This is a genomic window from Streptomyces sp. NPDC053367 (assembly GCF_044545925.1).
Classification (GTDB): Bacteria; Actinomycetota; Actinomycetes; order Streptomycetales; family Streptomycetaceae; genus Streptomyces.
This window is the reverse complement of sequence record NZ_JBITYN010000001.1, coordinates 669728-690009: the sequence shown is the minus strand read 5'-3', so window position 1 is coordinate 690009 and position 20282 is coordinate 669728. Positions and strand designations below refer to the sequence as shown.

The window sequence follows — 20282 nt, the reverse complement described above, 5'->3', positions numbered from 1 at the left end:
GGACAAGGGAACCTCCGTCTGTGGGTGGCCCGTGCGGGGGAGCACGGGCCGCCCCTACATACGGAGGTGACGGCGCGGGCGTTCAACTCGCCTGCGGAGGCGCGTGGTTCAGCCGAAGGAGTGCACGGTGGCGGACCGGTACACCTGGCCCGGCCGCAGCACCGTCGAGGGGAACGCCGGCTGGTTCGGGGAGTCCGGGAAGTGCTGGGTCTCCAGGCACAACCCGTCGCCCTGGCGGTAGACCGTGCCGCCGGTGCCGACGAGGGTGCCGTCGAGGAAGTTGCCGGAGTAGAACTGCAGGCCCGGCTCGGTCGTGGCGATCCTCATGGTGCGGCCCGAGGAGGGGTCGCGCAGGGTCGCGATGTGCTCGGGCCGGGCGGTGAGTCCCTTGTCGAGCACCCAGTTGTGGTCCAGGCCCTGGCCGTAGAGCACCTGCTGGTGGGCGACCCGGATGTCCTCGCCGACCGTCTTGCTCCGGCGGAAGTCGAAGGGGGTGCCCGCGACCCGCGCCAGCTCGCCGGTGGGGATCAGCCCGGAGTCGACGGGCGTGTAGCGGGAGGCGGCGATGGTCAGTTCGTGGTCGTAGACCGAGCCGCTGCCCTCGCCGGCGAGGTTGTAGTAGACGTGGCTGGTGAGGTTGCAGACGGTCGCCTTGTCGGTCGTGGCCTCGTAGTCGATGCGCCAGTCGCCGTGCCGGGTGAGGGTGTAGGTGACCTTCGTCCTGAGCGTGCCGGGGTAGCCCATCTCGCCGTCCGCGCTCGTGTAGCGCAGGTACAGGCCGACGTCCGTGCCCTTGGTGAACGGCTCCACGTCCCAGACCCGCTTGTCGAAGCCCTGGGCACCGCCGTGCAGGCTGTTGTCGCCGTCGTTGACGGAGAGCTGGTACTCCTTGCCGTCGAGGGTGAAGCGGCCCTTGCCGATGCGGTTGCCGTACCGGCCGATCAGGGCGCCGAAGAAGGGGCTCGACGCGACGTAGTCCGCCAGGTTGTCGAAGCCCAGCGAGACGTTGGCGTACCGTCCGCGCCGGTCCGGTATCTCCAGGGACTGCACGATCCCGCCATAGGAGAGGACCTTCAGCCGGGTGCCGCCGTTCTGCAGCGACCAGCTGTGGACCTCGGTGCCGTCGGCGAGCGTGCCGAAGTGCGACTTCACCGGCTTCCTGCCTCCCGTGGCGTGGGCGGTCCCGGCGGCGTGCGCGGTTCCGCTCAGTGCGGTGGTGACGCCGGCGGCCGCGGCCCCGGCGATGAGGGTGCGTCTGTTCAGTTCCATACAGCGGCTCCTGCCATATGAGGCGGGCCCCGCCTCAAGGCGGGGCCCGGTGACTTATGAACCGACCTTGCGCTTGTTCCACACGTCGAACCCGACCGCGGCGAGCAGCACCAGGCCCTTGATGACCTGCTGCCAGTCCGTGCCGATGCCGACGAGGTTCATGCCGTTGTTCAGCACGCCCAGGACCAGGCCACCGATGATCGCGCCGAGGACGGTGCCGACACCGCCGCTCATCGACGCGCCGCCGATGAAGGAGGCCGCGATCGCCTCCAGCTCGAAGTTGAGGCCCGCCTTGGGCGAGGCCGCGTTGAAGCGGGCCGCGAAGACCAGGCCCGCCAGGGCCGCGAGCATGCCCATGTTCAGGAAGACGAGGAAGGTGACCTTCTTGTCCTTCACGCCCGACAGCTTGGCCGCGGGCAGGTTGCCGCCGATGGCGTAGATGTGGCGGCCGATGATGGCGTTGCGCATCACGTAGCCGAAGCCGACGAGCAGCACGCCGAGGATGAGCAGGACGATCGGGGCGCCCTTGTAGCTGGCCAGGAGCATGGTGACGACCAGGACGGCCGCGCTCAGCGCCACCAGCTTCAGCAGGAACAGGTTGCGCGGCGGCACCTCCAGCGAGAACTCCTGCTGCCGGCGCCGGTCGCGGACCTCCTGGAACACCACGAACGCGATCAGGGCGAGGCCCAGCAGCAGCGTGATGTTGTGGTAGTTCGTCTCCGGGCCGACCTCCGGCAGGAAGCCGTTGGCGACCTTCTGCAGGCCCTCGGGGAACGGGCCGAGGGTCTGGCCCTCCAGGAAGATCTCCGTCAGACCGCGGAAGATCAGCATGCCGGCGAGGGTGACGATGAAGCTGGGTATCCCGCCGTAGGCGATGAAGAAGCCCTGCACCGCGCCCGCTACCGCGCCCATCGCCAGGCACAGGATCACCGCGACCGGCCACGGCAGGTCGTTCTTCACCATGAACACGGCCGCCATCGAGCCGATGAACGCGGTCAGCGAGCCGACCGACAGGTCGATGTGGCCCGCGATGATGACGAGCATCATGCCGATCGCGAGGATCAGGATGTAGCTGTTCTGCAGCACCAGGTTGGAGACGTTGCGCGGCAGCAGCAGGTCGCCGTCGGTCCAGACGGCGAACAGCACCACGATCAGGCCGAGGGCGAAGAGCATGCCGTACTGCCGCATGTTGCGGCGCATGCCGTCGAGCATCAGCTGGAGCAGGCCGTCGCCCCCGGCCCCGCCGCTCCCGCCCGGCGGCGCGGGGGCCGGGCTCTTGGCGGTCACATCCGTGCTCATCGCGTTACCTCTTTGTCCTTCTTGTCCTTCGTCATCCGGCGCATCAGCGACTCCTGCGAGGCCTCGGCCCGCGAGAACTCACCCGTGAGGCGGCCGGCGGCCATCGTGTAGATGCGGTCGCACATGCCGAGCAGCTCGGGCAGTTCGGAGGAGATGAAGACGACCGCCTTGCCCTGGGCGGCCAACTGGTCGATGACCGTGTAGATCTCGTACTTGGCGCCCACGTCGATCCCGCGGGTCGGCTCGTCCAGGATCAGCACGTCCGGACCCGCGAAGATCCACTTGCTGAGGACGACCTTCTGCTGGTTGCCGCCGGACAGCTTGCCGACCGGCTCGAAGACGGTGGGTGCCTTGATGTTCATCGACCTGCGGAAGCCCTCGGCGACCTGCCGTTCCTCGTGCTCGTCGACCACGCCCCGCCGGGAGACCTTGCCCAGCGCGCTGAGCGAGATGTTGCGGTTGATGGTGTCGATGAGGTTCAGGCCGTAGTGCTTGCGGTCCTCGGTGACGTACGCGATGCCGTGCGCGACCGCCTCGGGGACGCTCTTCGTGCGGATCTCCTTCCCGTCCTTCAGGACGGTGCCGCCCGCGTATCTGCCGTACGTCCGCCCGAACAAGCTCATCGCCAGTTCGGTGCGGCCGGCGCCCATCAGGCCGGCGATGCCGACGATCTCGCCCCGGCGCACGGACAGGGACACGTCGTCGACGACCTTGCGCTGCTGGTCGATCGGGTGGTGCACGGTCCAGCCCCTGATCTCCAGGGCGGGCGCGCTGCCTTCCTCGGGCCGGTGCGGGGTGCGCTCGGGGAAGCGGTTCTCCAGGTCGCGGCCGACCATGCCGGAGATGATCCGGTCCTCGGTGGTGCTCTCGGCCTTCACGTCGAGGGTCTCGATGGTGCGGCCGTCGCGGATGATCGTCACCGAGTCGGCGACCCGGCGGATCTCGTTGAGCTTGTGGCTGATGATGATCGAGGTGATGCCCTGGTCCTTCAGGTCCAGGATCAGATCGAGCAGCTTGCCGCTGTCCTCGTCGTTCAGGGCCGCCGTCGGCTCGTCCAGGATCAGCAGCTTCACCTGCTTGGACAGGGCCTTGGCGATCTCCACCAGCTGCTGCTTGCCGACCCCGATGTCGGCGACCCGGGTCTCCGGGTGCTCGTCGAGGCCGACGCGGCGCAGCAGTTCGGTGGCGTGCCGAAGGGTCTCGTTCCAGTTGATGAAGCCGCGGGTGGCGTGCTCGTTGCCGAGGAAGATGTTCTCGGCGACGGACAGATACGGCACCAGCGCCAGCTCCTGGTGGATGATCACGATGCCGTGCTGCTCGCTGGCCCGGATGTCCTTGAACCGGCAGGTCTCCCCCTCGAAGAGGACGTCCCCTTCGTAGGTGCCGTGCGGGTGGACGCCGGAGAGGACCTTCATCAGGGTCGACTTGCCGGCGCCGTTCTCCCCGCAGATGGCGTGGACCTCGCCCCGCCGGACGGTCAGGTTGACGTCCGACAGCGCCTTGACGCCGGGAAAGGTCTTGACGATCGAGCGCATTTCCAGGACGGGTCCCGCCATGGTCGTGCCTTCCAATCCTTGAAGGGCGGACGTCAGTTGAGGTCGCTTTCCTTGATGTAGCCGGAGTCCACGACGGTGGCCTTGTAGTTGGCCTTGTCGACGCTCACCGGCTCCAGCAGGTACGCCGGGACGACCTTGGCGCCGTTGTCGTAGGTCTTGGTGTCGTTGACCTCGGGCTTCTTGCCCTTCAGGGCCGCGTCGACCATGTCGGAGGCGATCTTGGCGAGCTCGCGGGTGTCCTTGTAGACGGTCATCGACTGCTGGCCGGCGATGATCGACTTCACCGAGGCCACCTCGGCGTCCTGGCCGGTGACGATCGGCCACGGCTTGGCCTTGGAGCCGTAGTCGTCCGAGCGCAGCGCGGACAGGATGCCGATGGAGATGCCGTCGTAGGGGGAGAGGACGGCGTCGACGCGCTCGGTCTTGTAGGCCGAGGTGAGGATGTCGTCCATCCGCTTCTGCGCGGTGCCGCCGTCCCAGCGCAGGGTGACGACCTGCGTGAGCTTCGTCTGCCCGGAGCGGACGACGAGCTGCTTCTTGTCGATGTAGGGCTGCAGGACGTTCATCGCGCCCTGGAAGAAGTAGCGCGTGTTGTTGTCGTCGTTGGAGCCGGCGAACAGCTCGATGTTGAACGGGCCCTTCTTGCTGCCGTCCTTCAGGCCGAGCTTCTCGACGATGTAGGTGCCCTGCAGCTCGCCGACCTTCTCGTTGTCGAAGGAGGCGTAGTAGTCGACGTTCGGGGTGCCGAGGATCAGGCGGTCGTAGGAGATGACCGGGATGCCGGCGTCCTTGGCCTGCTGCAGGACGTTGTTCATCGACTTGTTGTCGATGGCGGCCACGATCAGCGCCTTCACGCCCTGGGTGATGAGGTTCTCGATCTGCGAGACCTGCTGGTCGGGGTCGTCCTCGCCGTAGACCAGCTTGGTCTTGTAGCCCTTCTCCTCCAGGTGCTTGACGACGTTGTTGCCGTCGGCGATCCAGCGCTCGGAGGACTTGGTGGGCATCGCGATGCCGATGGTGGCGCCCTCGGTGCTGCCGCCCTTGTCCTCGCTGCCCCCTTCCGAGTTCTGGCCGCAGGCCGTGAGGGTCAGGGCCAGGGAGGCGGTGGCGGCTATCGCGGCGAGTGCGGCTCTGCGAGTGCGCATGATCATCATCCTTGATGTTCGTGACCGGCTGGGTGAGCGGGTGTGTGCGATTCTGTGGGGCTGCGTCGAGTTCTGTGAAGGGGTGTTCGCCGGAACGTTATGAGGGCGTGTCGAAGCGCCGCAGCGCGCCCGGCAGCCGTGAGCCCAGCGGCGCCATGTCGCCGTCGGCGCCGTGCCGCGCCAGCAGATCCAGGGCCAGCCGGCCGCGCCGCACCCGCTCCTTGGCGGTGGACAGCGTCAGTTCCCGCAGGTGGTGGCCGTACGGGTAGATCCCGGGCGCCTTGGAGAGACCGAACTTCAGGTACAGCGGGGCGCCGCGCCGGATCAGCTCGGCCACCTCGTACATCCGGACGTAGCCGCCGAGGTCGTCCGGCGCCTCGATGTACATGTCCATGGGCGCGGCCGAGACCCGGCGGATCTCGGTGAGGTGGTCCAGGGTGAGATCGCTGGGCACGTTGATCGAGTCGCCGCCGAGCCGCTCGTACACGGCGTACGCCGCCGGGTTGACCGGGCCGATCAGCGCCGAGACCTTCAGGGTGGTGTCGGCCGGGACGATCCCCGCCTCGCGGGCCCGGTGCAGCGTCCACAGCACGCCCTCGTCCGCCACCAGCAGGCACTTCACACCCAGCTCGGTGGCCCGTACGGCGTCCTCGACGCAGCCCGCGACGGCGTCGTGGCCCCGCGCGCGCAGCCCGGCCCCGCGTGAGTCGGTGCGCACCGAGCCGCCGATGTCCCAGGTGCCGCGCGGGCCGGTGAACAGGCAGAGCTCGATGTCGCGCTCGGCGGTCGCCTCGACCATCTCGGTGATCTCGGCGTCGGTGAGCATCCACACCCCGCTGCCCTGGCTGATCCGGTGGATCGGCACATCCAGGCGCGAGGACTCCTTCAGGACGACGGCCAGCGCCTCGGGACCCTCGCACGAGGGGATCTCGGTGCGCCAGCGGCCGCCGCCGGGGAAGGTGTGCGGCGAGGCGTCGGCGGGGTCGAGCGCGGGCGCGCCCAGGCCGAGCGCGGCGAGCGCCTGCTCGCCGGGTCGCCGGGCTGCCGTGACGGAAGCGTCGGTCACAAGCTGTCCTTCGTGTTCGGTATTTCGGACGTAGTTCGCGCCCTGAGGTATGGGAAAGGTGGTGGTACGCCGGTACGGCGGCCTTCGGGAAGCCCCCGTACCGGCGCACGTCTACGGGCGCAGCAGCACCTTGCCGACCTTCGGGTCGCCCGACCCCACCAGCTCGATGGCCCGGGAGAACTCGGCCAGCGGCAGCTCGTGCGTCACCAGCGGCACCGGGTCCAGCAGTCCCGCGGCGAACACCCGCACGGCGTGCGACCAGGCGTCCGGCGGGGCGCCGAAGACGGTGTGCACCTCCAGCTGCCGTACGACGAGGTCGGTCGGGTCGAGCCCGTCCGCGCCCGGCGCCGGGATGCCGGTCAGCACCAGCCGGCCCCCGCGCCGCAGCAGCGCGGCGGCGGTGCGGGCCGCGTCGGCGGACCCGGCCGTCTCCACGACCACGTCGAAGTCCCCGGGCAGCTCCTGCTCCTTGGTGCGGAAGCCGGTCGCACCGAACTGCCGCGCCAGCGCCTCCCGGTCCGGGCGCGTTCCCACGACCAGCAGCTCGCCCGGGGAGGAGGCCCGCAGGAACTGCACCGCGAACATGCCGAGCGTGCCGGTGCCGACGACGGCCACCCGCTCGCCGGGCCGCGTGTCCGCCTTCAGGGCCGCCGCCGCGATACAGGCGGCCGGCTCCAGCAGCGCCGCGGCGGTCAGGTCGGCGTCCTCCGGCAGGGGGTGCAGCAGCCGGGCCGGCAGGGTCAGGGTGGCGGCCATCGCACCGGGCTGGGTGAACCCGGTCTCCTCGTAGCCGTCCGTGCACAGGGTCGTCTCACCGGCGTGGCAGCGGTCGCACACCTGGCAGTTGCGGAAGCCCTCGCCGACCACCTTGCGGCCGACCAGGGAAGCGGGCACGCCCGCCCCGACCGCCTCGACCGTCCCGGACCACTCATGACCCGGGGTCAGCGGGTAACGGACGTACCCCTCGGGCCTGTTGCCCTGATACACCTCGCGGTCGCTGCCGCAGATGCCTGCCGCGTGCACCCGCACCAGCGCCTCACCGGCACCGGGCGCGCGCGGTGTGTGCTCCTCGACGCGATGGACGCCGGGCGCCTCGACGACGACCTGTGAACTCACTTCGTGCCCTTCGGCTTGCGCTGCTCCCAGCCCTCGGCCCACAGGTCGAAGCGGGCCTGCTGCTGCGGGAACTCGGCGGCCGCGTCCACGTCCAGCTCGACACCGAGACCCGGCGCGTCGGACAGGTGGAAGTAGCCGTCCACGACCTGCGGCGCGCCCTTGACGACCTTCTTGATCTCCGCGTCGGCGAAGTCGTTGAAGTGCTCCAGGATCTTGAAGTTGGGGGAGGTGAACCCGACCTGGAGGGACGCGGCGGTCAGCACGGACCCGCCGACGTTGTGCGGGGCGACCAGCATGTAGTGGGTCTCGGCGGTCGCGGCGAGCTTGCGGGTCTCCCAGATGCCGCCGATGTGGCCGACGTCCGGCTGGATGATGTCCACGGCCTGGTTCTCGAACAGCTCGCGGAACTCGATCCGGTCGTGGATGCGCTCACCCGTGGCCACCGGGATGTCGACCTTCGCGGCGACCTTCTCCAGCGCCTTGAGGTTCTCCGGCGGGCACGGCTCCTCCAGCCAGGCGGGCTTGAAGGGGGCGAGTTCGCGCGCGAGCCGGACCGCCGTCGCGGGCGAGAACCGGCCGTGCATCTCCAGCATCAGCTCGGCCTCGGGCCCGATCGCGTCGCGCACGGCCTCGATCAGGGAGACCGCGTACAGGGTCTCCTGGTGGTCCAGCTCGAAGTGCCCGGTGCCGAACGGGTCGATCTTCAGCGCCTTGTACCCGCGCTCCATGACCCCCTGCGCGGCCTTGTGGTACGCCTCCGGGGTCCGCTCGGTGGTGTACCAGCCGTTGGCGTACGCCTTGACCTTGTCGGTCACCTTGCCGCCCAGCAGCTGCCACACCGGCACACCGAGGGCCTTGCCCTTGATGTCCCAGCAGGCCATCTCGACCACGGCGATGCCGGACATCACGATCTCGCCGGCCCGGCCGTAGTCGCCGTACTTCATGCGCTTGACGAGGTCCTCGACGGCGAACGGGTCGGAACCGAGAATGTGGTTGGTCTCGGCCTCCTTCAGATACCCGAGGAGGGCGTCGGTGTGTCCCAGCATCCGGGTCTCGCCGACTCCGGTGATGCCCTCGTCGGTGTGCACCTGGACGTACGTCAGGTTGCGCCACGGCGTCCCGACCACGTGTGTGCTGATTCCGGTGATGCGCACGGCAGTTGCCCCTCGTGAACGTTAGCTTGTTCGAGATTTCGTCACTCGTTCGAAATGCTGGCGTGACAGTAAGGACGGGGTGGCGGAGGTGTCAATGGGTCGCACAGATAACGGTTTCGGTACTTTCGAAACCCGGCCGGACCCACCGTGCCACGCCGGGGGGCCCGCTTCCCCACGAAACCTTCACGGCGACGCCTAGGAACGTGACGTGCCGGGAACTTAATCTTCCGGCGTCATGGACTACTGCCACCCCTGCCGACGGCATCTCAACGGCGCCCTCGCCTGCCCGGGCTGCGGCGTACCCGCCGAGCAGCTTCCGGCGGAGCCCGCCTACGACGACCCGGCCGCGCACCCCACCGCGCCCGCCGCCCGCACCGAGGGTCCGCCGCAGGGCCGTGCCGCCTCCCGCCGCCCCGGCGAGAGCCGCCGCGACCGCAAGGCCGCCGCGCACCGGCGCCGCCGCCGCAGGACCGTCCTGATCACCGCGGGCTTCCTGCTCGCCGCGGGCGGCCTGAGCCTGGCCGAGCTGGGTCTGGACGCCCCGGGCGCCACCCCGCAGCCGTCGGCGGCCGAGGGCGGCGAGCAGGCGGACGGCGGCGCCTCCGAGGAGGCCGGGGGCGAGCAGGGGGACCCCCTGTCCGGCCCGGCGGACGCCACCTCCCCGGACGGGCCGGCCGGCTCCACCGCCTCGCCCTCGCCCTCGTCGTCCTCCTCGGCGTCGGCCTCCGCGAGCGAGTCCCCCGAGGCGGCGGAGAGCCCCCGCGAGATCCAGCGCACCGCGACCCCGGCCGCGACCCTCGGCCCCACGGACCAGCCCCCGTCCCCGGACGGCACGGCTTCCGCGCCGGAGCCGCCCCCGGCGGACACCCCCACGACCACCCCGCCGCCCCCGGCCCCGGACCCGACCCCCACCCCGACGGAGGAGTGCGACCGCTTCCTGTGGTGGTGCACCTGACGTCCCTTCAGGGGCGCGGGGAACGGCGCGAACAGCCACGACGGCGCGAAAGCCGGCCGGCGACCGGCAGGCCCTACGGCGCGAAAGCCGGCCGTCGACCGGCAGGCCCTCGGCGCGAAAGCCGCCGAGGCCGGCAGGCCCTACGGCGCGGCCGCGAGCATCCGCTGCAACAGCCCCCGCAGCACGACCCGTTCCTCCTCGGAGAGCCCGGCCAGCGGCTCCCGCGCGAACCGCAGCGACTCCCGCAACGACCGGGCCACACCGCGCCCCGCGTCCGTCGCCACGGCGACCTTCACCCGCCGGTCCGCCGGGTCCGGCCGCCGCTCCACCAGCCCCCGCGCCTCCAGCCGGTCCACGATCCCGGTGACGTTCGACGGCTCGCACTTCAGCTTCTGGGCCAGCTTCCGCATGGGCAGCGGCTCCAGGGTGAGCAGCCCGAGCAGCTTCGCCTGCGCCCCCGTCAGCGCGTGCTCGGCGGCGGCCTCCTCGTACTCCTCGTGATAGCGCGCGACGACCGAGGCGATGAGGTCGACGACCTCCAGGGTCAGCTCGTCGGGGCGGGACGTGTGCGGAGTGGCCATGGCCTCAGGATACCCGCATTACTTGACAAGCTGAAATATTTAGGAGCATCGTTGTTTCAGGTAATGAAGTAATCCGGAAGGCATCCCATGATCAACCGCGAATGGCACCTGCTCAGCCGTCCCGTCGGCTGGCCCAAGCCCGAGGACTTCGCCCTGGTGGAGACCGAGGTCCCGACGCCGCGCGAGGGTCAGGTGCTGATACGCAACAAGTACCTCTCGGTCGACCCGTACATGCGCGGCCGCATGAGCGCCGCCAAGTCCTACGTCGCCCCCTTCGAGCTGGGCAAGGTCATGCAGGGCGGCGCGGTCGGCGAGGTGATCGCCTCCGAGGCGGAGGGCGTGGCCGTCGGCGACCACGTCCTGCACTTCTTCGGCTGGCGCGAGTACGCCGTCGTGGACGCCGGGCACGCGGTCAAGGTCGACCCGCAGGCCGCGCCCCTGTCCACGTACCTCGGTGTTCTCGGCATGCCCGGTCTGACCGCGTACGCGGGCCTGCTGCGGACCGCCGCGTTCAAGGAGGGCGACAGCGTGTTCGTCTCCGGCGCCGCGGGTGCCGTGGGCAGCCAGGTCGGCCAGATCGCCAGGCTCAAGGGCGCCTCGCGGGTGATCGGCTCGGCCGGCTCCGACGACAAGGTCAAGCTGCTGGTCGAGGAGTACGGCTTCGACGCGGCCTTCAACTACAAGAAGGGTCCCGTCGCCGAGCAGCTGCGCGAGGCCGCGCCCGACGGCGTCGACGTGTACTTCGACAACGTCGGCGGCGACCACCTGGAGGCCGCGATCGGTCTGCTCAACGAGGCCGGCCGGATCGTCATCTGCGGCATGATCTCGGTCTACAACAACACCGAGCCCGCCCCCGGCCCGAAGAACCTCGCCCGTCTCATCCAGACCCGCGGCCGTATCGAGGGCCTCCTGGTCGGCGACCACTACGACCTCCAGCCGCAGTTCGTCCAGGAGGTCGGCCCCTGGGTCGCGTCCGGCGCGCTGAAGTACCGCGAGACGGTCGTCGAGGGCATCGAGAACAACCTGGAGGCGTTCCTCGGCGTCCTGCGCGGCGACAACACGGGCAAGATGATCGTCAAGCTGTAGCCGCCACGGGCCGCTCTCCCGCGGGCGGCCTTCCCGGACTTTCCGGTATGCGGTAACTTCTTTCCGAAACCGCCGTGGATCGTGGGCGCGAGTCGCACGGCGGACGAGGAGGAAGACCACCGCATGCCCATTCAGCAGTCCGACGTCCTGTACACCGCCGTCGCCACCGCGGAGAACGGCCGCGACGGCCGGGTCGCCACCGACGACGGCAGGCTCGACGTGATCGTCAACCCGCCCGTCGAGATGGGCGGCAGCGGCACCGGCACCAACCCGGAGCAGCTGTTCGCCGCCGGCTACAGCGCCTGCTTCCAGGGCGCGCTCGGCGTCGTCGCCCGCCAGGAGGGCGCCGACGTCTCCGGCTCGACGGTCACCGCCAAGGTCGGCATCGGCAAGAACGACGACGGCTTCGGCATCATCGTCGAGATCTCCGCGAACATCCCGAACGTGGACGCGGAGACCGCGCAGAGCCTGATCAAGAAGGCCCACGAGGTCTGCCCGTACTCGAAGGCGACCCGCGGGAACATCATCGTGACGCTCGGCTGACTCCACTCGTTGCGTACGACGAGGGCCGCACCCCTGGACGTGGGGTGCGGCCCTTGCCGTCCGCGTTCCGCCTGTTACGTCCGCTCAGCCGGCCAGCGCCGCGGCGTGGACCGCCTTCACGAACCGCTCGTTCTCCGGGGCCGCGCCGCCCGGGTAGGCGAACCTGCGGCGGGTGTAGCCGTAGGCGAGGCCCGCGCGCGGGTCGGCGAAGCCCTGGGAGCCGGCGGCGCCGCTGTGGCCGAAGCTGCCGGCACCGAGGAACGGGTACGCCACGGCGGCCGTCGCCTGGAAGCCCAGGGCGAACGCGCGCAGGCCCTGGCTCACCAGATCGTGGCCGACGGAGTGGATCTGCCCGATCTCGGCGACGGTGTCGGGCTTGAGCAGCGGCGGCCGGCCGTCCACCTCGCTGATCGCCGCCGCGTACATCCCGGCGATCCCGCGCGCGGCCGCCACACCGCCCGCCGACGTCGGCCCCTTGGCGCGGACCAGGCGGGAGTTGGCGTGGCGCACCAGGTCCGAGGGGTCCGGGGCGTGGGTGTTGAAGGCGATCGCGCCCAGCGTGTGCGGCCCGGCCGGCGTCGCGTCGAGCTCCGCCTGCTGCTCCGGTGTCGGCGCCATCGGCAGCACGCTGCGGAACCGCGGCTCCAGCGCCTCGGGCAGCCCGAGGTGGAAGTCCAGCCCGTACGGCGCCCGCACCCGCTCCTCGAACAGCTCCTGGATGGTCCGGCCGGTGGCCCGGCGCACCACCTCACCGGCGAGCGCGCCGATGACGTACGCGTGGTAGCCGAACGCCGTGCCGGGCCGCCAGAACGGCCGCTGGTCGGCGAGCCGCTCGGCGATCGCCCGGTCGTCCGCCAGCTCCTCCTGGCTGAACCCGGCGTCCAGGCCCACCAGGCCGGCCCGGTGCGCGAGCAGATCCCGCAGGATCACGCCGCCCTTGCCCTCGGCGCCGAACTCCGGCCAGTAGTAGGTGACCTTCCGGTCCAGCTCCAGGGTGCCGTCCTGCACGAGCAGCGCGACCACGAGGTGCGCCGCGCCCTTGGTCGTGGAGAACACGCCGTACAGCGAGTCGGCCTCGGCGCCCTCGCCGGCCCACAGGTCGACGGCCCGTCTGCCGTCGGCGTACGCGCACAACTGGCCCTCGTAGTCCGGCCGTTCCTCCGCCACGAAGGCGGCGAACTCCTCGCGCACGGCCTCGTAGCCGTCGGCGACGGTGCCGTGGATCTCCTGGGTCATCCGCTCTCCCTCAACCTCGCATCAGCCTCTGCCGGCCTGTCCAATGATCAACAATGCCCGGGCCACCTGGGGGAACACCCCCTTCGGGTGCGCCCGGAAGAGCGGCTCGGTCCCGAACAGAACTGCGTGCGGGCCACTGACGACCGAGGCCCGGCCCGCCGCGTCCGCCGGCCCGCCGGTGCCGTCCTCGCGCGCCCGCCAGTGTCCGGACACGAGCGGACTCCCGCCCCCCGCATATGACTGCTCGACCCGCGCACCGGGGCCGAGGCCGGTGAACCACACGGGCGCGTAGACGAAGCCGTACGCCGGCGAACCGGCCGTCACCGGACCGGAGTTCACCACCCGCAGCACGCCGTTGGCGTCCTCGGGGCCCTCCACGGCCCGCGCCTTCAGCAGCCCCGTGGCCGCGCTCACCGCGGCCCCGACGGCCCCGCGGCCCACCAGCCCGTGCCCGGCCGCCAGGAACGCCTCCAGGGCGCCCCGCGCGGCCGGGGTGAGCGCCCCGGGGTCCAGCCCGGCCGACACGAACAGCACGTCCGTGCCCGACCAGTCGAAGCCCCCGTTCAGCACGGCCGTCGACACCGGGGTGACCTCGAAGCCCATCTCCCGCAGCGCGAACAGCTCACCCGGAGCGACCGCCGCCGCGACCCGTACCGGGTGCAGCGCGGTGCCGCCGAAGCTTGCGGCGGGCGAGAAGACGACGTCGTACGTCCGGGCCGCCCCGGCCGCCGCCCGCCGCGCGGAACCCGGCACGAGCGCCGACCCGTCCGCGGCCCGGCGCACCCGGACCCCCTGCCGCAGCAGCGAGTTCAGCGCCGCCACCTCCGCGGGGTCGGTCAGCCGCAGCCGCAGGTCCCCGCGCGGGGCGACGTACCCGACGGGCGCGGCCTCCCGGACCGCCCGCAGCGGAAGCCCGGCGAGGCTCACCGACGGCGCGGCCGGCACGGACCGCACCGCCGCCCCCCACAGCCGGCCGAGGCTCCAGCCCGAGATGTCGTACATCACCGACACCTTGTCGCCGATGTCCCGCCCGTCCGCGAGGAGCGCGTTGGCCAGGCCGCGCTTGGGCTGGCGCATGTCGACGACGTACGAGCCCTGCGGCCAGGTCCGCCCGCCGAGCCGGAAGGCGTGCACGGCCCGCAGGACGCGGACGTCGTTGGCGATCAGGTGACCGACGAGGCGGGCGGCGGCGGTGGTCGAGCCGCCGGGGATCACGTACGCGCGCGGGAACTCGGTGGTGTACACGTCCTCGGGCCCGACACCGGGCACGCCCGGGACGGTCTCCGGCGACACCGGCACCTGCGCGGCCCCAGCGGCGCCCCGCCGGAACACCTCGATCTGGTCGGCCAGCAGGGACGCGCGGTGCGTGCGCGCGAACTCCAGCGTGGCCCGCATCGCGGCGCCCGCCACCTCCACGTTGACCGCGGAGCGGCGGCGCAGCTCGGCCACCGGGAGGCTGCTGTAGGCGGAGTCGTTCACCTGCAACGGGATCTCGACCGTGTGCGCGGCGACCGTGCCGTGGTAGGCGGCGTACTGCGGGGTGAAGACGGGCGGCCAGTCGTCCCAGCCCTCCTGCTGGTCGCGGAACGGGATCTGCGCGGACTCGACCCCGTCCTCGTCCGGGGTGTAACCGAGGCCGTCGACGGCGGCCTCCATGCCGAGGGCGTTGGCGTAGGTGTTCTTCAGGAACAGGTCGTACTCGTAGTTCTCGCCGTGCGGGGGAGTGGCCGGCTCGATGAGGGTGCCGTTGACATAGCCGTGCAGGTCCAGCATGACCGCGGGCTGCTTGTCGATCTCGATCCGCCGCATCGCCCGGGTCTCCGGCTGCGAGGCGGTGACGAAGTCCCGGTTGAGGTCGAATCCGTTCGCGTTGGTCCGTGTGCCGGCGACCCGGCCGTCCGGGTTGGCGGTGATGTCGAAGTACAGGCGGCTCGTGCCCAGCAGCTCCCGGGTGCGGGCGTCGTCCGCGGTCGCGAGCCGCTCGATGAGCCTCAGGGCGGCGTCCGTGCCCTCCCACTCGTCGCCGTGGATGTTGCTGTTGAAGAACACCGGCGTCTTGTACGCCGCTTGGAGCTCCGGGTCCTCCGCGGCCGCCGCGGGCGCGTTCTCGATGAGCTCACGCATCCGCTCCTGGGCGCGGGCGAAGGCCGCCGACTCCGGCGCGGTGACCGTCACCAGGAAGAGCCGGTGCCCGCCCGCCGAACGCCCGGCCACCTCCACGCTGACCCGGTCGCCGAGCGCCTGAAGGGCGTTCAGCCGGGGCGCGATGCCGTGGTACGGGACCAGGCCCAGCCTGAGGGACTTGTCGGCCGGGTCCGCCGGATCGGGCGCGAGCACCTGCTGCCGCGGATAGCCGAGGAAGGTGTCCGTGAGGCCGGGGCCGGGCGCGCCGAGGGCCCGGCGGGCCGCGGACTCGGGGGCCGTCGCGGCCCCGGTGTCCCGGGCGGGCTCGTGCCGGGTGACGGGGCTGGGGACGGGCGGCGTGGGGCGGGCCTGGGCCGGGGCGGTGAGCAGGAGGGAACCGGCCGACAGGGCGAGGGCCAGGGCGGTTCTCGCAAGGACGCTACTGGTGGTGCGCACGCGTACCTCCTCGGGCTTCCTTCGGATCGGTACGGCGAGATCTACCTGTTCGACTCAAGAGCGACAACAACCGCGACGGCAACCGCGGCAGGAGTGACTCGATGTCACCCGGTTAGAGTTCCGCCATGCGTGATCTCGGGGCGGGTTTCCAGTACCTCATCAAGGGCCAGCGGTGGGTGGCCCGGCACGGCAGGCAGTTCGAGTTCGGGCTGATCCCCGGGCTGATCACCCTCGTGCTGTACGCGGCCGCGCTGGTCGCGCTCGCCGTGTGGGGCGACGACTCCGTCGCCTGGGCCACGCCGTTCGCCGACGACTGGTCCAGCCCCTGGCAGGGCCTGTTCCGCGGCTTCCTGACGGCCGTGCTGTTCGCACTGGGCCTGCTCCTCGCCGTGCTCACCTTCACCGCGGTGACGCTGCTGATCGGGCAGCCGTTCTACGAGAGCCTCTCCGAGGCCGTCGACCGGGACGTCTCGCCCGACGGCACCGCGCCCGAGTCCGGGCTGCCGCTGTGGCGGGAGCTGTGGATCTCGGCCCGGGACAGCCTGCGCATCCTCGTACGGGCCCTGTGCTGGGGCGTGCTGCTGTTCGCGCTCGGGTTCGTCCCCGTCGCCGGGCAGACCGTCGTGCCCGTCCTCGGCTTCTTCGTCACCGGCTTCTTCCTCACCGAGGAGCTCACCGCCGTCGCCCTGCAGCGCCGCGGCGTCGAACTGCGCGAGCGCCTCGCCCTGCTCCGCTCCCGCAAGACCCTGGTCTGGGGCTTCGGCACGCCCCTGGGCCTGGCCTTCCTGGTCCCGTTCGTGGCCGTGTTCCTGATGCCGGGCGCGGTCGCGGGCGCCACCCTCATGGCCCGCGACCTGCTCGGCGAGGAGACCGGGACCGACGACGGCGGGGCCCACGACGCATCCGCAGAGGAGACCGTGTGACCGAGATACTCGCCGTAGCCGTCATCACCGTCCTGGCCGTCGTCGCCCCCGGCGCCGACTTCGCGATGATCGTCCGCAACAGCTACCTCTACGGCCGCCGCACCGGCCTGCTCGCCGCCACCGGCGTCGCCGCCGGAGTCCTGGTCCACGTCACGTACACCATGCTCGGCGTGGGCCTGCTGATCGCCTCCTCCACCTTCCTGTTCACCGTCATCAAGCTGACCGGCGCCGCCTACCTCGTGTACATCGGCGTCCGCACCTTCCGCGCCCGCGGCGAGGTGCAGGTCGACCTGGAGAACAGGACCGGCCTGACCCCGCTCGCGGCCCTGCGCAGCGGGTTCCTGACCAATGTCCTCAACCCCAAGACGACCCTGTTCGTCGTCTCCACCTTCGCCCAGGTCGTCAGCCCCGGCACACCCGTCCACCAGCAGGTGGGCTACGGCCTGTTCATGTCGCTGGCCCACCTGCTGTGGTTCGGCGTCGTAGCGGTGTTCTTCTCCCAGGAGCGCATGCGCACCCTCATGCTCGGCGCGCAGAAGGTGCTCAACAAGGTGATCGGCTCGGTCCTGGCCGGCCTCGGCGTCAGCCTCGCGTTCGCCCCGTCGCACTGAGCGCGGCGCGTACGATCGCCCGCACCTGCGCGACGATGTCCAGCCGGTTCCGCACGAACTCGGGGTCGGTCACCTCCGTGGTGTTCCCGGCCCCGAACTGCAGCACCGGCGTGTGCACATGCCCGCCCGGCAGGCTGTCGTGCAGGCCGAGGCGGTCGCGCAGCAGGGTCGCCCGGTAGGCGATCTCGTTGGACAGGTAGTTCCCGCCGCCCCCGGCCCGTGCCGTCGAGCCCGGCGTCGGCCCGTCCGGCCGTACGACCGGCTCGGTGCCGCCGGCCGGGACCTCGGTGACGCTCGTGTTGTCGTACACCGGGAAGCGGCCGGTGCCCGCAGCGACGATCTCCGCGTACGGCAGTGTCGTCGACGTCCACTGCGGCTGCGAGGCCGGGTCGGTTACCGGGACCGTCTCCGTGCGGCCGACGTTCTCGTTGTCGGGGAAGCCGCCCCGCCAGGCCCCGTTGGTGCGCTCGATGTCGAACCGGCCCACGCGGCCCTGGCTCACCGTGGTGAACAGGTCCACGCGGGGCAGGTGCGGCCGCAGGGTCCGCTCGACCGTCCCCTGCGCGAAGTCCGCCCATCTGACCGGGAACACGGCCGTCTCCACCCGGGCCGGACCGTCCGCCGTCTCGATCACCGTGCCGTCCAGCGCCAGCGCGCTCGCGCCCGACGGGTTGGAGATCCGGATGTCCCGGTCCAGCGTGAACGGGTCGAAGCCGGTGACCAGGACCCGCCGGACGCCCTTGCCGCCCGGATACCGCAGATCCGCCTGGCCGCGCGAGGTCCGCTCCAGCGCGTCGAGCAGCCGCTCCCGCTGGATGCCGGTCAGTGCGAACCCCGGCTGCCAGGACCGCACTTCCCGGGTCATCCCCAGCCGCGCCCAGTACAGCGGCCGGTCGTCGTCCCGGCTCAGGCCCCCGCCCGCCGGGCCCCGCCCCTGCACCCGGTCCACGGCCCGCCGCCACAGCGCCGACCCCTCGGCCACGACGATCCGGCGGGCCTGCGCGTAGGAGCCTGCGCGCGCCAGCCGGGCGGCGAACTCCGGTGCCACCGAGTCGAATCCGGAGCGGCGCAGGATCTCCTGCGGCACCGCACGGTCGAGGCGCTGCTCCTCGACGGTGGGCGTGACACCGGCGGCGGTGCTTCCCGGGGCCGCCGTGAGCCCGACGGCCAGCGCCAGCACGATGGCGCGGATCCCGATGCGTATGACACTCAACGGACTTCAGGTCCTTTCCGTTGCGGGTGGGGGAGCAGGGTCCTACCCGCGGGCGGCCCCCGGGAATCAGTCGTTCAAGCCGTCGGTATCCGCGGGGTCGGGCCGTCGGAATCCGTGTGCTCAGGCCGTCGGAATCCGCTCCGCCGCCTCCCGCAGTGCCGCCAGGAACACCCGTGCGGCCGGGGTCGGGGCGCGGCCCTTGACCGTCGCCGCGTACACCGCGCGGGCCGGCGCGTCCTCGTCGAGGACCGGCAGCAGGGCGATGTCGGGGCGCACCGAGGCGGCGGCCAGCGCCGGGATCAGGGTGACGCCGAGTCCGGCGGCGACATAGCCCTGCTTGGCGGTCCACTCGGCGACGACATGGGTCACCCGCGGGCGGAAGTCCTGGCGCAGGGCCGCGTCGAGGAGGGTGCCCTCGGGGGTGGGGCCGCCCGCGATCCACTCGGCGTCGGCGAGCTGCCCGAGCCCGACCGGCCCCTGCCCGGCGAGCGGATGGTCCGCGGGGACGGCCACGTAGAGGGACTCGTCGAGCAGGTGGTGCAGGTCGTAGGCGTCCAGCGGGACCCGGCCGGTCGTGGAGACCACCGCCAGGTCCAGGTGCCCGGCGGTGAGCCGGTCGAGCAGGGCCGGGGTGAGCCCCTCCTCGCGGGTGACGCGGATGCGGGGCCGGCGGGCCCGGAAGGCGGCGAGGGCGCGCGGCACCAGCGCCGCGTCGGCCGTGGCGAACGCCCCGAACCGCAGCCGCCCGGCCGTCCCCGCCCGCAGGTCCGCCAACTCCCGCCCGGCGCCCCGCAGGGCCTGTGCCACGGCTTCGGCGTACGGCACCAGGACCCGCCCGGCCTCGGTCAGCCGCACGCCCCGCGGCAGCCGTTCGAAGAGCGGCTCACCGCCCAGTGCCGACTCCAGCGAGGAGATCTGCCGGGAGACGGCCGACTGGGTCCAGCCCAGGGTGCGGGCGGCCACGGTGAACGAGCCCTGGCGGGCGACCTCCAGGAAGGCCCGGAGCCACACCGTCGACAACTCCGGCAGCAAGTCATGCGTGTTCGGCATGCCTGCCATGCTGGACATTCGCTTGTCGCATGGCAAGGCCGGGCCTAGCGTCGAGGCATGGAGAAGATCGCCTTTCTGGGGCTCGGCCACATGGGCGCCCCGATGGCCCGCCGACTGCTGTGCGCGGGCCACCCCTTGACCGTCTGGAACCGTACGGCGGCGAAGGCCGCCCCGCTGGCCGCCGAGGGCGCCCGGCACGCCGGTACGGTCGCCGAGGCCGTCCGGGACGCGGACGTGGTGCTCACGATGCTCGCCGGCCCCGACGCGCTCGACGCGGTCGCCGCCGAGGCCGCACCGGCCCTGCGGCCCGGCACCCGCTGGGTGGAGATGTCCAGCGTCGGCCCGGACGCCGTACGGGAACTCACCGCCCGGCTCGGAGACGGCGTGAGCGTCGTCGACGCCCCGGTCATGGGCAGCACCGACAAGGCGGCCGCGGGCGAACTCGGCATCCTGGCGGGCGGTGACGCCGACGCGGTCGACGCGGTCGGCGGGATCCTCTCCCGTCTGGGCACGGTCACCCGCACCGGCGGCCCCGGCTCGGGCGCCGCGCTGAAGCTGGCCATGAACGCGGCGGTGATCGGCGGCGTCGCCCTGGTCGCCGAGTCCCTCCGGCTGGCCGACGCGCTCGGCGTCGACCCCGCGACCTCCCGCGCCGCCCTGGCCGCGGGCCCGCTCGGCGGCGTCGTCGCCCGCGCCTTCGCCGAAGGGGTGCACTTCGGCACCGGGCTCGCCGTCAAGGACCTCGGCCTCGCGGTGAAGGCGGCCGAACTGCCCGTCGTCGAGGCCGTGCTGGAGCGCCTGCGGCGGGCCGCCGAGGCCGACCCCGCACTCGCCGGCGCCGACATCGCCCAGGCCGCCGCCCGCCTGCGTACCGCCGGCTGAACCCGAAGGAGCTCCCC

At 71.9% G+C, this 20282-nt stretch carries 18 protein-coding genes; 6 read left to right on the top strand and 12 right to left on the bottom strand.

Going from position 1 to position 20282, the window contains the following annotated elements; translation table 11 throughout:
- Positions 1-108: 108 nt before the first annotated feature.
- From ACIGXJ_RS03195 to ACIGXJ_RS03165, 7 genes are all read right to left on the bottom strand, one after another.
- Positions 109-1269 (bottom strand): aldose epimerase family protein, encoded by a 1161-nt coding sequence (locus ACIGXJ_RS03195; protein WP_399640923.1) that lies wholly within the window; start codon positions 1267-1269, stop codon positions 109-111.
- A gap of 54 nt (positions 1270-1323) precedes the next feature.
- The gene (mmsB, locus tag ACIGXJ_RS03190) at positions 1324-2568 is read right to left on the bottom strand and encodes a multiple monosaccharide ABC transporter permease (RefSeq protein ID WP_399640921.1); all 1245 of its coding nucleotides are present in this window, start codon (positions 2566-2568) and stop codon (positions 1324-1326) included.
- Positions 2565-4124 carry a multiple monosaccharide ABC transporter ATP-binding protein gene (gene mmsA / locus ACIGXJ_RS03185; RefSeq protein ID WP_399640918.1) on the bottom strand — a complete coding sequence of 520 codons (1560 nt, stop codon included), beginning with the start codon at positions 4122-4124 and terminating at the stop codon, positions 2565-2567. Before mmsA ends, mmsB begins: the two co-directional genes overlap by 4 nt.
- A 32-nt stretch (positions 4125-4156) precedes the next feature.
- Positions 4157-5269: a multiple monosaccharide ABC transporter substrate-binding protein gene (gene chvE / locus ACIGXJ_RS03180; protein WP_399640915.1), complete on the bottom strand. Its 1113-nt coding sequence runs from the start codon at positions 5267-5269 to the stop codon at positions 4157-4159.
- A gap of 97 nt (positions 5270-5366) precedes the next feature.
- Positions 5367-6335 carry a hypothetical protein gene (locus ACIGXJ_RS03175; protein WP_399640912.1) on the bottom strand — a complete coding sequence of 323 codons (969 nt, stop codon included), beginning with the start codon at positions 6333-6335 and terminating at the stop codon, positions 5367-5369.
- 111 nt (positions 6336-6446) lie between these two features.
- Entirely contained in the window at positions 6447-7451 is a 1005-nt protein-coding gene (locus tag ACIGXJ_RS03170) for a zinc-binding dehydrogenase (RefSeq protein WP_399640910.1), read from the bottom strand.
- The gene (locus tag ACIGXJ_RS03165) at positions 7448-8605 is read right to left on the bottom strand and encodes a mandelate racemase/muconate lactonizing enzyme family protein (RefSeq protein ID WP_399640907.1); all 1158 of its coding nucleotides are present in this window, start codon (positions 8603-8605) and stop codon (positions 7448-7450) included. The genes ACIGXJ_RS03170 and ACIGXJ_RS03165 overlap by 4 nt, the downstream gene beginning before the upstream one ends.
- 235 nt (positions 8606-8840) lie before the next feature.
- Between ACIGXJ_RS03165 and ACIGXJ_RS03160 the strand changes: the two genes are divergently transcribed.
- Complete coding sequence (locus ACIGXJ_RS03160; RefSeq protein WP_399640904.1) at positions 8841-9560, top strand: hypothetical protein; 720 nt, start codon at positions 8841-8843, stop codon at positions 9558-9560.
- A 140-nt stretch (positions 9561-9700) separates the two neighbouring features.
- Here ACIGXJ_RS03160 and ACIGXJ_RS03155 read toward each other — a convergent pair whose 3' ends face one another.
- Positions 9701-10141: a MarR family winged helix-turn-helix transcriptional regulator gene (locus ACIGXJ_RS03155; RefSeq protein ID WP_399640902.1), complete on the bottom strand. Its 441-nt coding sequence runs from the start codon at positions 10139-10141 to the stop codon at positions 9701-9703.
- Positions 10142-10228: 87 nt separating this feature from the next.
- On the opposite strand from ACIGXJ_RS03155, the gene ACIGXJ_RS03150 reads away from it, so the two are divergent.
- Together ACIGXJ_RS03150 and ACIGXJ_RS03145 are read left to right on the top strand one after the other, a co-directional pair.
- A complete protein-coding gene (locus tag ACIGXJ_RS03150; RefSeq protein ID WP_399640899.1) occupies positions 10229-11227 on the top strand; it encodes an NADP-dependent oxidoreductase in 999 nt (332 codons plus the stop codon).
- A 123-nt stretch (positions 11228-11350) separates the two neighbouring features.
- On the top strand, positions 11351-11770 hold the full coding sequence (locus ACIGXJ_RS03145; RefSeq protein ID WP_399640896.1) for an organic hydroperoxide resistance protein: 420 nt from the start codon (positions 11351-11353) through the stop codon (positions 11768-11770).
- An 84-nt stretch (positions 11771-11854) separates the two neighbouring features.
- On the opposite strand, the gene ACIGXJ_RS03140 is transcribed toward ACIGXJ_RS03145, so the two are convergent.
- Positions 11855-13006 (bottom strand): serine hydrolase domain-containing protein, encoded by a 1152-nt coding sequence (locus ACIGXJ_RS03140; protein ID WP_399640893.1) that lies wholly within the window; start codon positions 13004-13006, stop codon positions 11855-11857.
- 21 nt (positions 13007-13027) lie between these two features.
- Entirely contained in the window at positions 13028-15586 is a 2559-nt protein-coding gene (locus ACIGXJ_RS03135; RefSeq protein WP_399640890.1) for a M14 family zinc carboxypeptidase, read from the bottom strand.
- A gap of 125 nt (positions 15587-15711) precedes the next feature.
- Here ACIGXJ_RS03135 and ACIGXJ_RS03130 point away from each other — a divergent pair, with 125 nt between their 5' ends.
- Positions 15712-16509, top strand: coding sequence for an EI24 domain-containing protein (locus ACIGXJ_RS03130; protein WP_399640887.1), 798 nt, complete (start codon positions 15712-15714; stop codon positions 16507-16509).
- Entirely contained in the window at positions 16506-17120 is a 615-nt protein-coding gene (locus ACIGXJ_RS03125; protein WP_399640883.1) for a LysE family translocator, read from the top strand. Before ACIGXJ_RS03130 ends, ACIGXJ_RS03125 begins: the two co-directional genes overlap by 4 nt.
- On the opposite strand, the gene ACIGXJ_RS03120 is transcribed toward ACIGXJ_RS03125, so the two are convergent.
- Positions 17092-18333 (bottom strand): pyroglutamyl peptidase, encoded by a 1242-nt coding sequence (locus tag ACIGXJ_RS03120; RefSeq protein WP_399640880.1) that lies wholly within the window; start codon positions 18331-18333, stop codon positions 17092-17094. The genes ACIGXJ_RS03125 and ACIGXJ_RS03120 overlap by 29 nt on opposite strands.
- A 120-nt stretch (positions 18334-18453) precedes the next feature.
- A complete protein-coding gene (locus ACIGXJ_RS03115; RefSeq protein ID WP_399640877.1) occupies positions 18454-19392 on the bottom strand; it encodes a LysR family transcriptional regulator in 939 nt (312 codons plus the stop codon).
- 48 nt (positions 19393-19440) lie between these two features.
- Between ACIGXJ_RS03115 and ACIGXJ_RS03110 the strand changes: the two genes are divergently transcribed.
- Positions 19441-20265 carry an NAD(P)-dependent oxidoreductase gene (locus tag ACIGXJ_RS03110; protein ID WP_399640875.1) on the top strand — a complete coding sequence of 275 codons (825 nt, stop codon included), beginning with the start codon at positions 19441-19443 and terminating at the stop codon, positions 20263-20265.
- The last annotated feature ends 17 nt before the right edge of the window (positions 20266-20282 follow it).